At 34.3% G+C, this 11454-nt stretch carries 12 protein-coding genes; 8 read left to right on the top strand and 4 right to left on the bottom strand.

Annotation, left to right across the window (positions count from 1 at the left end; genetic code table 11):
* Positions 1-16 precede the first annotated feature (16 nt).
* Complete coding sequence (locus tag IIF7_RS05935; RefSeq protein ID WP_084840757.1) at positions 17-1258, top strand: tetratricopeptide repeat protein; 1242 nt, start codon at positions 17-19, stop codon at positions 1256-1258.
* A gap of 88 nt (positions 1259-1346) precedes the next feature.
* Here the strand turns inward: IIF7_RS05935 and IIF7_RS05930 are convergent, their stop codons facing one another.
* Positions 1347-2096, bottom strand: coding sequence for a C40 family peptidase (locus tag IIF7_RS05930; RefSeq protein WP_084840756.1), 750 nt, complete (start codon positions 2094-2096; stop codon positions 1347-1349).
* A 26-nt stretch (positions 2097-2122) separates the two neighbouring features.
* Positions 2123-3301: an acetyl-CoA C-acyltransferase gene (locus tag IIF7_RS05925; RefSeq protein ID WP_084840755.1), complete on the bottom strand. Its 1179-nt coding sequence runs from the start codon at positions 3299-3301 to the stop codon at positions 2123-2125.
* A gap of 115 nt (positions 3302-3416) precedes the next feature.
* On the opposite strand from IIF7_RS05925, the gene IIF7_RS05920 reads away from it, so the two are divergent.
* Positions 3417-5462: an HD family phosphohydrolase gene (locus tag IIF7_RS05920; RefSeq protein WP_084840808.1), complete on the top strand. Its 2046-nt coding sequence runs from the start codon at positions 3417-3419 to the stop codon at positions 5460-5462.
* A gap of 11 nt (positions 5463-5473) precedes the next feature.
* Here the strand turns inward: IIF7_RS05920 and IIF7_RS05915 are convergent, their stop codons facing one another.
* Positions 5474-5923 carry a transcription elongation factor gene (locus tag IIF7_RS05915; RefSeq protein WP_084840807.1) on the bottom strand — a complete coding sequence of 150 codons (450 nt, stop codon included), beginning with the start codon at positions 5921-5923 and terminating at the stop codon, positions 5474-5476.
* A gap of 196 nt (positions 5924-6119) precedes the next feature.
* On the opposite strand from IIF7_RS05915, the gene IIF7_RS05910 reads away from it, so the two are divergent.
* Both IIF7_RS05910 and IIF7_RS05905 read left to right on the top strand, forming a co-directional pair.
* The gene (locus tag IIF7_RS05910) at positions 6120-6782 is read left to right on the top strand and encodes a SatD family protein (RefSeq protein WP_084840754.1); all 663 of its coding nucleotides are present in this window, start codon (positions 6120-6122) and stop codon (positions 6780-6782) included.
* Positions 6779-7498 (top strand): DUF3307 domain-containing protein, encoded by a 720-nt coding sequence (locus IIF7_RS05905; RefSeq protein WP_084840753.1) that lies wholly within the window; start codon positions 6779-6781, stop codon positions 7496-7498. Before IIF7_RS05910 ends, IIF7_RS05905 begins: the two co-directional genes overlap by 4 nt.
* On the opposite strand, the gene IIF7_RS05900 is transcribed toward IIF7_RS05905, so the two are convergent.
* Positions 7475-7882 carry a glyoxalase gene (locus IIF7_RS05900; protein WP_084840752.1) on the bottom strand — a complete coding sequence of 136 codons (408 nt, stop codon included), beginning with the start codon at positions 7880-7882 and terminating at the stop codon, positions 7475-7477. The genes IIF7_RS05905 and IIF7_RS05900 overlap by 24 nt on opposite strands.
* Before the next feature lie 317 nt (positions 7883-8199).
* Here IIF7_RS05900 and IIF7_RS05895 point away from each other — a divergent pair, with 317 nt between their 5' ends.
* The 4 genes from IIF7_RS05895 to IIF7_RS05880 all read left to right on the top strand — a co-directional run bounded on the left by IIF7_RS05895 (position 8200) and on the right by IIF7_RS05880 (position 11370).
* Positions 8200-9558 carry an NAD-dependent succinate-semialdehyde dehydrogenase gene (locus tag IIF7_RS05895; RefSeq protein WP_084840751.1) on the top strand — a complete coding sequence of 453 codons (1359 nt, stop codon included), beginning with the start codon at positions 8200-8202 and terminating at the stop codon, positions 9556-9558.
* A gap of 15 nt (positions 9559-9573) precedes the next feature.
* Positions 9574-10455, top strand: coding sequence for a DUF72 domain-containing protein (locus IIF7_RS05890; protein WP_084840750.1), 882 nt, complete (start codon positions 9574-9576; stop codon positions 10453-10455).
* Positions 10456-10869, top strand: a complete 414-nt coding sequence (locus IIF7_RS05885; protein WP_139801275.1) for an NUDIX domain-containing protein — start codon at positions 10456-10458, stop codon at positions 10867-10869.
* 108 nt (positions 10870-10977) lie between these two features.
* Complete coding sequence (locus IIF7_RS05880) at positions 10978-11370, top strand: acyl-CoA thioesterase (protein WP_084840749.1); 393 nt, start codon at positions 10978-10980, stop codon at positions 11368-11370.
* Positions 11371-11454 lie beyond the last annotated feature (84 nt).

Below are 11454 nucleotides of genomic sequence, written 5' to 3'. Positions count from 1 at the left end.
TTAATAAACCAATACAATGAAAAAGAATATTTTGACATTGTCGCTATTGTCTTTCTTAAGTATTTCTGCAATAGCACAAAAAGATGAAATCAAAAACGCAGAAAGTGCGGTTGAAGATGGAAACTTCGACCAGGCTAAAACTGAAATTTCTGCTGCTGAATCTTTACTTTCTGAAGCTAACAGTAAATGGCAGGAGAGATTTTATATTGCTAAGGCCAAAGCTTATTTAGCTGATGGTAGTTCTACCAGCGTTGAAGATTTTAAGACTGCGGGAGAAGCATACAGTAAAGCTATCGAACTTGGTAGTGAAGATGCAGAGCAAGGTCTTGCAAATCTTAGAAATCAATTGGTACAAAGTGCTATTGACGATCAAAACACTGAAGAATATACCAGCGCTGCAAACAAATTGGTTGCCAGCTACGAGTTAAATCAACAAGATACAGTATATCTTTATTATGCTGCTGCAAATTCATTGAATGCGCAGGATTATGATTCGGCTCTTAAATATTACGAGCAATTAAAAGAGTTGGATTACGATGGTTCTTCAATTACCTATACTGCAGTAAATAAAGAAACTGGTGAGACTGAATCTTTTGGTTCTAAAGAACAAAGAGATTTAATGAGTAAAACAGATCAGTACACAGATCCTAAAGAAGAAAAACAACCTTCTAAGAGAGGTGAAATTGCTAAAAACATTGCTTTAATCCATATTCAGGAAGGAAATAACGATAAAGCAATCGCTGCAATGGAAGATGCAAAGTCTAACAATCCAGACGATTTAGGATTATTACAGGCTGAAGCTAATATGTACTATCAAATGGGGGAAAAAGAAAAATATAACCAGCTAATGAACGAGCTTGTTAAGAAAAACCCTAATGATGCAGGTCTTTATTATAATTTAGGTGTTAGTACTGCTGAACTTGGAGACCAGGAAAAAGCAGTAGAATATTATAAAAAAGCATTAGAGATCGATCCAGATATGGATAATGCAAGAATGAATATTGCTGCTGTAATTCTTAGTAAAGAGCGTGAAATCATTGATGAAATGAACGGTCTTGGAATGAGTAAGGAGGATAACAAACGTTATGACGAATTAGCTGAAGCTCGTAAAGAAATTTATAGAGAGGCTATTCCTTACCTAGAAGCAATTGTAGAGAAAAACCCAGAGAATACAGATGCTGTTAGAACAGCTATGAATATCTACACTCAGATTGGTGAGAACGAAAAAGCTGCTGAAATGAAAGCTTTACTAGAGTAGTTCATTCTACGATATTATAAAATTGAAAAAGCCACTGAAAAATCAGTGGCTTTTTTTATGCTAATAATCGATAAAAATCAACTCTATTTTAAATGATCTTCTTTATTACTCTAAGTTTATGAGTATGCCTACGTAACCCGGCATTAAAAATACCAGAATGATCTATCCTGTCTATTCTAACTTTTTCGTCTACATGGATAATATAATTATCCTGCATCATTATACCAACATGATTTATAACACCTTCGTTATCATCAAAAAAAGCTAGGTCACCAGCTTCACTTTCTTCTATAAAACTTAGAGCTTCACCTTGTTTTGCCTGCTCTGCTGCATTTCTTTTTAGCTTATATCCATTTAATTTATAAACCATTTGGGTAAATCCACTACAGTCTATTCCAAGCGGAGACTTACCACCCCATAAATGCGGAGAATTTTGATAAAATAAAGCAGTTTTTACAATATTTTCTTTGGGAAGAATACTGCGCACAATACTTCCGTCAAACCTGTTTTTTAAAAAAGTATTTGCATTTAAGGATGCTCCAATAGAAACTGGAGTTAATTCTCCATTCTGCCCAACAATAAATTCAATAAGATCTGCAGATAGTTCAGGTTGCTGTGAATCTAAATCATTATAAACAGTTTCTTCGGTTTTTTGAATCTGTTTATTCTGAACCCATGCTTCAAAACCATCAAAGGCAACACGAATTTTACTCCATTTTGCTCTTTCTTCAAGTATTTTAAAATGTTCTCCATAAAGAAGCTGTGATACCATTTCGCTTTCGTTAGAAGGGGCAAAACGAAGAGGCACAATGCTTAAAGGGCAAATACCGTATTGCATTAAAACTTTAATTTCTGAATTTAGGATTATTTTCTTTCGATTACCATAGCAGAAGCACCGCCTCCGCCATTACAAATCGCAGCAGCGCCCAATTTACCATTGTTTTGCTTAAGAACATTAATTAATGTGATTAAAATTCTCACGCCGCTACAGCCAAGAGGATGCCCTAAAGATACGGCACCTCCATTCACATTTGTTATATCGTCAGATAATCCTAAAATTTTCATATTAGCTAATCCTACTACAGAGAATGCTTCATTAAATTCAAAAAAGTCAATTTCATCCTGAGAAACACCTGCTTTTGCCAGCGCTTTTGGTAATGCTTTAGCCGGTGCAGTGGTAAACCATTTTGGCTCCTGGGCGGCATCTGCAAAACCTTTTATAGTGCAAAGAATTTCTAGCCCTAATTCTTCAGCTTTTGTTCTACTCATTAGTACCACAGCACCAGCACCGTCGTTTATGGTAGAAGCATTTGCTGCTGTAACCGTACCATCTTTAGAAAAAGCAGGACGCAAAGATCCAATCTTATCCATCCGCACATTTTTGTACTCTTCATCCTCTTTAAAAATGATAGGATCACCTTTTCTTTGCGGAACTTCAACAGGTACTACTTCATCATCAAATTTACCTGCTGCCCATGCTGCTGCAGAACGTTCGTAAGATTTGATAGCAAAGTTGTCTTGATCTTCTCTGGTAAATTCATATTCTTTAGCACAAAGATCTGCGCACACCCCCATGGCATTTTTATCATAAGCATCTACAAGACCATCTTTTTGCATTCCATCTTCCATACTTGCAGGCCCAAACTTTTGTCCCTTTCTAAGATGAAGATAGTGGGGGATCATGCTCATATTCTCCATACCACCGGCAACAATAATATGTGCGTCACCTAACATTATAGATTGTGCTGCCTGCATTACAGATTTCATTCCACTTGCACAAACTTTATTAATTGTAGTACAGGGCACAGAATCTGGAATACCCGCGCCTAATGCAGCCTGCCTTGCCGGAGCCTGCCCATTACCAGCCTGTACAACATTCCCCATTAAAACCTCTTCAACTAAGTCTGGCTTTAAATTAATCTTATCTAGTGCACCCTTAATGGCAATAGCACCTAATTTTGTGGCTGGAATATCAGATAAACTACCTAAAAAACTACCAATCGGAGTTCTGGCAGCACTAACAATTACTACTTCGTTATTCATAATAATGCAATTTAGCTATTACTGTTTTGCGAATTTAGTGATTTTAAAAGGAACTTGGCAAGACGTATTTAATGACCACTATTTTTTAGTACATTTGACGAATACTTCGATTTATATGGTGGATTTCGTAAACAAGCTATACAAAAATCAGGCGCTTTTTTACAAAGTTTTCTTATTCATACTAACGGCAGTTCTTATTGTTTATTTGCTTCCAAAGGGAGGAAAATTCAAATATGAAATTCCGAAGGGAAAACCGTGGCAACACGAAAGCCTTTATGCTCCATTCGATTTTGCTATTTTAAAGTCTGATGAAGAATTAAGGCTGGAACGTGAAGAAATCGCCGCCAATAATATTCCTTATTACGAATACGATCAAGATATTGCAGATAGGGTTAAAAATAGAGCCTTACAGGAAATTAATGAAGTTTTTAGTGATAGTATTCTAGGAAACTATCGAAGTATTATTACCAATTTCGTTACTTCAAGATTAGAAGAAATTTATCGCTATGGTCTTGCCCAGGAAAATGAACAAATGGAACCTGGTGATCTAATTTATTTGCGAAAAGGGAACGAAGCATTCGAGATTCCGTATAAAAATGTTTTTAAACAGGGTGAGATTAGAGATTACATTAATCAAAAGATCTATGATGCTAATTTAGATAGATTTAGCAACGATCTTTTAGAGATTTTCTTTAATAGTGTTTCCCCTAACATGTTTTATGATAACGAGTTTACAGAACGTGTTTTACAAAGCAAACTCGATAACATCTCGTACACCAGGGGTAACATAGAACAGGGAAGCCGTGTGATTGCGAAAGGCGAGGTTGTAGAAGGAAATAAATATGATATTTTACGCTCGCTTAAAGCTGAATATGAATCTCAGGTTTGGAGTAAATCCAACTATAACTGGATAATTGTAGGTTACAGTGCATTGGTTGCCATGGCGCTTTTAATGTTGCTATTATTTATCCAAAAATACAGACCTGCGATTTTTGAGAATAATGTGAAAATTACATTCATATTTTTCAACATTATTTTCATGGTAATGCTCACAACATTAGTGGTAAATTTCGATGTGAATTATGTGTATGTGGTGCCATTATGTATTCTTCCGCTTAGTTTAAAAGCCTTCTTTGATGCGCGTCTGGGAATGTTTACGCATGTTATCACTGTTTTACTTTTAGGTTTTATCGTACCTAATAGTTACGAATATATGTTCCTTCAGATCATTGCAGGAATCGTTACTATTTTAACTATTTCAGAATTATATAAAAGAGCCAACCTTTTTATTTCCGTAGGGCAAATTACGCTGGTATATATTATTTCCTATTTTGCTTTTACCATAATTCAGGAAGGGACTATAGATGATATTAAATCTGAAGTTTTTCTAACTTTTTTGCTTGGTGGTTTGGCAACTTTATTCGTTCAGCCGCTTATTTATATTTATGAGAAGATCTTCGGAATGGTTTCAGATATGTCTTTACTTGAACTATCAGACACTAATAGTACACTTCTAAAAGAACTTTCAGAAAAGGCACCGGGAACTTTTCACCATTCACTGAATGTTGCCAATCTTGCTGAAGCTGCTGCTAACGAAATTAATGCCAATGCCATGCTGGTAAGGGTAGGAGCTTTGTATCACGATATTGGGAAAATGGAAAATCCCACTTATTTTACAGAAAATCAGGTTTCATCAGTTAACTCACATGATGATTTAGCTCCACAGGAAAGCGCGCAAATTATTATCGATCACGTAATTAGAGGAATAGAAATTGCTAGAAAAAATAATCTTCCAGATCGTGTGATCGATTTTATTAGAACGCATCACGGAACCAGTACGGTATATTATTTCTTTATGAAAGCGAAAGAAATTGATAGTGAGATAAATCCAGATGATTTTAGATATCCTGGACCAATTCCTTTTAGTAAGGAAACGGCTATCTTAATGATGTGTGATAGTGTAGAAGCGGCTAGTAAGAGTTTAAAAGAACCAACTTCCACGCTTATTGATAGTTTTGTAGAGAAAATTATCAATAAACAAATGGAAGAAGGTCAGTTTTTAAATTCGAATATTACGTTTAAGGAAATCCAGATGATCAAGAAAATTCTTAAGCGAAAACTTAAGAATATCTATCATTTAAGGGTTGAATATCCAGAGTAATTATAAGTTAATTACTCGAGTCCTGTAATTTCTTGTTCTTTCCCATTAAACTGAAAAGTATCACCTTTCTGTTTTCCCTCTAACTCTTTGTAAATAGGAGCTTTTGTTGATATTGCAAATATTTTACTACCATTTTCCATGCTAATTTCTCCCAAAGGAATAGCTATAAAATAGTATTGTTCCTTAGTTTCAACAATACTTCCAAAACCAATTCTTTCGTTTTTATAATCGGGATCTATTTTACTTAATTCTTCTTTTTGTTCCTGTGCTTCGCTAAGGTATCCTGCATTTTTCTCAAAATCACTCAACATTTCGCCCTTATTGTCTTCATCATAATCGGTTTTAATGTCATTACTTTCCATGGATTCTTTAATTTGATCCATCCGATTTTGATATTGCTCAATTTTCTCGTTAATGGTTTCTAAACACTTGTAAAATAGTTCTTTTTTATTCGTTTCCATTTTCATTTTTTTAGTTGTTCCTTTAAAATTAAGCTTCTGTTTTTCTCTCCTGAAAGAATTAGTAAAAGTTTAGTATGGCATTAAGCATGTATTTACACTCTCATAAGTCTAACAGCTTATTTTATATTTTTATAAGTCTTAAAACTTATTTTTAACTAATATTAGTTAATTGACTTATATTTTTTATATTTGAAATATGATCGCAGTAATAACAGCCGACTTAATTGAATCTTCAGCTTATAAACCTGAGTTTTTGGAACGGGTAATCGAAACCTTGCAACAGCAATTTGTTTATTTTGAAGAAAAATTAGCTGAAAAAACAACCAATTTCAGCATCTATAGAGGAGACAGTCTTCAGGGGATTATAAATAAGCCAGAAAAATCTCTTTTATGCGCTATTTTACTAAAAACAGCGCTAAATAAATTAGAATCTGAAGCAAATTCGTCGATTATCAAGGCCGATTTGAAACTTGCGATAGGAATTGGTAGTTTTGATTTAAAACGGGATGAAATTTCTGAAAGTAATGGTGAAGCTTTTCAATTTTCTGGACGAACTTTAGATGAAATAAAATCTGGATCCAGAAAATTAATGCTAAAAACATCGAATATCGATGTAAATGCCGAGTTTGATGCTAGTTTAGCGCTTTTCGATTTTATTGCAGATCGTTGGAGTACTGCTTCTGCTGAAGTGATTTTCTATTTGCTTCAGGGTTTAAAAGAAAAAGAAATTGCTCAAATTGTAGGTATAAGCCAGAGTGCCGTTAATCAGCGAAAAAAAGCGGCCGGTTGGGATCCAATTTCAGTATTATTAAAACGTTTCGAAGAAAAAATTTCAGCAACATTTAAAGGAAATCAATGATCTTTCTACAACTTTTCTTAGCGCATATTCTTACCGATTTTGTTTTTCAAACTTCAAAATGGGTAAAGCAAAAACAAAAGAAAAAATCAAGATCTACTTTCCTTTATATCCATGCATTTTTAGCCGGATTGTTCTCTTATTTGCTGCTAAGAGACTGGGATCAAATCCTTGTTCCGCTATTTATAAGTATCACTCATTTTTTTATCGATTTATGGAAACTAAACCAAAAAAAAGATAATCTTAAGTATTTCTTACTAGACCAGTTTTTTCATCTTTTAATGATCTTTTTGGCCTGGTTATACCTAAGCTCAAATTTCGATAAAATAGGCACAAGTTTTATCTATTTGTTAGATTCTAATTCGTTTTTAGCCATTCTTATCGCTTATTTACTTATTATTTTTCCGGTGGGATTTATTATTGGAAAAGCTACAGAAAAGTGGCACGACGAGATTTTAAAAAACACCAAAGAACCTTTAAGCTTAAAAGCTGCAGGCCGTTATATAGGGATTTTTGAACGAATCTTAGTGCTAACTTTTATTCTTACCGATAATTTTTCGGCCATAGGATTTCTAATCGCCGCAAAATCGATTTTAAGATTTGCAGACAAAAATGAAGCAAGTGCCCGCAAGCAAACAGAATATGTGCTTATCGGGACACTTATGAGCTTTTCTATCACTATAATTATCGGGCTTTTAGTACGCCATATCGCGTTCTAAAAGCTGAACATTATCCTGCAATCTTTGCTTTACCAGATTCATCATTCGCTTATTTAAAGCCGAAGAATTTTTAATATATGTGCGGTATTCTTCAACCGTAAACTGGCCTATAATCATTCCTTTTAAACTATTTCTGAATTTTATATCACGCTGAATAGCATTTTCGATATAAACCATACGTTTTTCAATACCCAGTTCATAAAACGCATTTTTGTGTTTGGTAACGTAGTTCCTGAATGCTTCTATTAATAAGTCGTTTTGAAGTTTAACAATAGGCCTAAGAGTTCCGTTTTGGAACTTCTCATCTGAACTCATGTTCTCTGAAATCTTAGCTGATGGGATTTCTGGCCTTAATTGAAGTAATTGGTAATCACGTGGATTCATAATAAAGGCGTTTGCTCTAAAATACTAATAAATAGTATGCATTACCATATCCCAAAAATTACTTGTAAACTGGTTATAAACAATTAACAAAATATTTGAATATTCTGTGCTGAAATTCGATAAAACAAGGAATGCTTTTTGAATAATCAACTTTTCATTTTTTTAAAATTAAAAATACTAACATCTAAGATTTGATGATTTTTGAATGCTTTTTAATAAGAAGATTTCGCACTAAAAACCAAGCGTTAAATTCCTCTTAATCGTTTCAGCTTGCCATTAGCTCTTAGTACCTTTAAGATTGAACAAAAAATGATGTTATGATCACTTCAAAGAACCCTTATACCGGGGAAATTATAGAAGAATTTAAAGAATATACCCAAGAAGAAATAGAACAGGCTATTGCCACCGCAAACGATCGTTTTAAAAGCTGGCGAAAAGTTAGTTTTTCAGAAAAAAGCAAACTTTTAAAAAATGCTGCAAAAGATTTGCGTGAAAATAAACAATCTTATGCTGAAGATATTACCAAAGAAATGGGGAAACCAATTTCACAGTCTTTAGCTGAAATTGAAAAATGTGCCTGGGTTTGCGAATATTATGCTGAAAATGCCGAAGATCATCTTAAAAACGAAATAATTGAAACCGATGCACAAAAAAGTTATGTAAGCTACGAACCCCTGGGAATTGTTTTAGCTATCATGCCGTGGAATTATCCATTCTGGCAGGTTTTTAGGTTTGCTGCTCCTGCACTTATGGCTGGCAATATTGGGCTATTAAAGCACGCAAGTAATGTAATGCGATCTGCAGAAAATATTCAGAAAGTATTTAAAAATGCAGGATTTCCAGAAGGATGTTTCCAAAACTTAGTAATCTCGAGTAGCAAAATAGAAGCTATTTTAAAGGATAAACGTATAAAAGCTGTTACGTTAACAGGAAGCAAGCCTGCAGGAAGCGCCGTAGCTGCAACTGCCGGTAGTGAAATTAAAAAATCGGTCTTAGAACTTGGAGGGAGTAATGCTTTAGTAGTTTTTAAAGATGCAAATATTGCCGAAACTGTAAAAACCTGTGTGCAGGCAAGGTTTCAAAATACGGGGCAGAGTTGTATTGCCGGAAAACGCTTGCTACTTCACGAAAGTATTGAAGAAGAATTTATGGAAGAATTCTTAAAACAGGCTCGTGAATTAAAAAGTGGTGATCCTATGGATCAAGATACATACATAGGAACTTTAGCTAGAGAAGATCTTGCTGAAGAATTAGAAAAACAAGTAAATGAGTCGGTTAAAAAAGGGGCGAAGCTTTTATTGGGAGGCAAAAGAAACAAAGCTTATTTTGAACCAACTATTCTTACCAAAGTGACCAAAGAAATGCCTGTTTTTGCTGAAGAAACATTTGGCCCTGTAATTTCAGTTACCACCTTTAAAGAAAATCAGGAAGCTATAGATTTAGTAAATTTCTCAGATTTTGGTTTAGGAGTTTCTATCTTTACAGAAGATTTCAAATTTGCTGAAGAAATTGTACCAGAGTTTGAAGATGGGGCTGTTTTTGTAAACCAACTGGTAAAAAGTGATCCAAGATTACCTTTTGGCGGAACTAAAATTTCTGGTTACGGCCGGGAGCTTTCTTCCCACGGAATTCAGGAGTTTGTAAATAGAAAAACAGTGTATTTCAACAAATATTAATTAAAATTCAAATTCATGAAATTTGGAAAAGTTGAAGATCCCGGGAGTGTAGATTTTACGCTGCCACCAGATCATCCACAAACCAAGGAAGTTTTAAATAAAGAAAAAGCTTCTTCTTTCGAAAATGTAAGAATTGGTTGCGCGAAATGGAATCGCCAGGATCTTAAGAATTTCTACCCCAGAGGTACAAAAGACGAGTTGACCTATTATGCTACGCAGTTTAATGCGATAGAATTAAATGCTTCTTTTTACCGAATTTTTCCAGACTCGCAATTCGAAACCTGGTATGGTAAAGCAAGTGACGATTTTCAATTCTCTCCTAAAGTTCCGCGGATAATTAGTCATATAAAGCGGTTAAATGATACCGAAACTTTAGTAGATGATGTGGTTGCAAATATGCTTCCGTTAAAGGAAAAATTAGGCTGTTGTTTTTTACAAATGCCAGATAACTTTATGCCGAAATGGATAGAGCGTCTAGAACCATTTTTTAAACATTGGCCTAAGGAAATTCCCCTTGCTGTAGAACTTCGCCATACAGATTGGCATAACGATGAAACTGTTGCAAAAGAATTAAATGATCTTTTACTAAAATATAATTTAAGCAGTGTTATTGTAGATTCTGCCGGAAGAAGAGATTTGCTTCACATGCGTCTTACCAATTCAACCGCTTTTATACGCTACAACGGCGCAAATCACCCATCAGATTATGCGAGGTTGGATGATTGGTTAGAAAGAATAGGAGAGTGGCATGAACAGGGATTAAAGCAGTTATATTTTTATGTGCACCAAAACCTGGAAGAAGCATCACCTTTATTATCGGCTTATTTTATTGAAAAATTTAATAAGAAATTCGGTACTTCAATAGTGATTCCTAAAACCTTACCGCCTAAAAAATAAATGATGAGAGCAAAAATTGCGGTAACTGTAGATAACTTCGTGTTTTATAAGATTAAGGACACTTATAAAATTGCACTTGTAGAGCGAAAAAACGAACCTTTTAAAGGTCATTGGGCTTTACCGGGAGGTTTTGTAGATCAGGACGAAGACTTACCAGATGCAGCAAAAAGAGAATTACAAGAGGAAACAGGTTTGGTAGTAGACAAAACTCAACAAATTGGTACTTTTGGCAAACCTGGTAGAGATCCTAGAGGCCATACGATATCTGTAGTTTATTTATCACAAATTAATGGTGAAAAAGACTTGATAGCTAACGATGATGCTGCAAAGGCTGAATGGTTTGATATTAAAGATTTACCAAAACTAGCCTTTGATCATAGCGAGATTGTTAATTTTGCAAAGCAATTTTTATAATGTGAAAATTGCTAATTTTTGTGATATACTAAGTCTATTACCAGATTATTTTTCAGAATTATCACGCCCTAATTTTGGGCATATTTCTTTATAATTTTAAAATAAAAAATGAATTTTCATACAAGAAAGTGGATAAAACCACAAGATCTAAATCCCAATCAAACTTTATTTGGAGGCCGACTATTAGAATGGATAGATGAAGAATGTGCGCTATACAGCATTATTCAGCTTGAAAATCCTAAAACGGTAACCAAGTATATGAGTGAAATTGATTTTAGAAGCTCTGCAAAACAAGGCGATATTATAGAAATTGGTATCGAAGTTGTTAAATTTGGAACAGCATCGATTACTTTAAAATCTGAAGTTCGTAATAAAATGACCAGAGAATCTATTATTACCATCGATAAAATTGTGATGGTGGCTTTAGATGAACACGGCAAACCAAAGCCTCACGGTAAAACTAAAGTTGAATTTGTAAAAGATCGTCTTGCTGATAAGTAAGAATGATAATTATAGTAAAAGAAAAGCCAGTAACTAATTTTACTGGCTTTTCTTTTACTCCTTATTTTAATCAACTTGTTTTGT

Origin of the sequence: Zunongwangia atlantica 22II14-10F7 (genome assembly GCF_002094855.1) — a bacterium.
Taxonomy (GTDB): domain Bacteria; phylum Bacteroidota; class Bacteroidia; order Flavobacteriales; family Flavobacteriaceae; genus Zunongwangia; species Zunongwangia atlantica.
This window is presented reverse-complemented; position numbering and strand designations above follow the sequence as displayed.

What these genes read in the sequence shown, in the direction of transcription:
- IIF7_RS05915 (WP_084840807.1), bottom strand. Translation starts at nt 5,923, where the DNA reads ATGGAAACGAATAAAAAAGAACTATTTTACAAGTGTTTAGAAACCATT.
- IIF7_RS05900 (WP_084840752.1), bottom strand. Translation starts at nt 7,882, where the DNA reads ATGAATCCACGTGATTACCAATTACTTCAATTAAGGCCAGAAATCCCA.
- IIF7_RS05905 (WP_084840753.1), top strand. Translation starts at nt 6,779, where the DNA reads ATGATCTTTCTACAACTTTTCTTAGCGCATATTCTTACCGATTTTGTT.
- IIF7_RS05895 (WP_084840751.1), top strand. Translation starts at nt 8,200, where the DNA reads ATGATCACTTCAAAGAACCCTTATACCGGGGAAATTATAGAAGAATTT.
- IIF7_RS05935 (WP_084840757.1), top strand. Translation starts at nt 17, where the DNA reads ATGAAAAAGAATATTTTGACATTGTCGCTATTGTCTTTCTTAAGTATT.
- IIF7_RS05890 (WP_084840750.1), top strand. Translation starts at nt 9,574, where the DNA reads ATGAAATTTGGAAAAGTTGAAGATCCCGGGAGTGTAGATTTTACGCTG.
- IIF7_RS05910 (WP_084840754.1), top strand. Translation starts at nt 6,120, where the DNA reads ATGATCGCAGTAATAACAGCCGACTTAATTGAATCTTCAGCTTATAAA.
- IIF7_RS05930 (WP_084840756.1), bottom strand. Translation starts at nt 2,096, where the DNA reads ATGCAATACGGTATTTGCCCTTTAAGCATTGTGCCTCTTCGTTTTGCC.
- IIF7_RS05920 (WP_084840808.1), top strand. Translation starts at nt 3,417, where the DNA reads ATGGTGGATTTCGTAAACAAGCTATACAAAAATCAGGCGCTTTTTTAC.
- IIF7_RS05925 (WP_084840755.1), bottom strand. Translation starts at nt 3,301, where the DNA reads ATGAATAACGAAGTAGTAATTGTTAGTGCTGCCAGAACTCCGATTGGT.
- IIF7_RS05885 (WP_139801275.1), top strand. Translation starts at nt 10,456, where the DNA reads ATGATGAGAGCAAAAATTGCGGTAACTGTAGATAACTTCGTGTTTTAT.
- IIF7_RS05880 (WP_084840749.1), top strand. Translation starts at nt 10,978, where the DNA reads ATGAATTTTCATACAAGAAAGTGGATAAAACCACAAGATCTAAATCCC.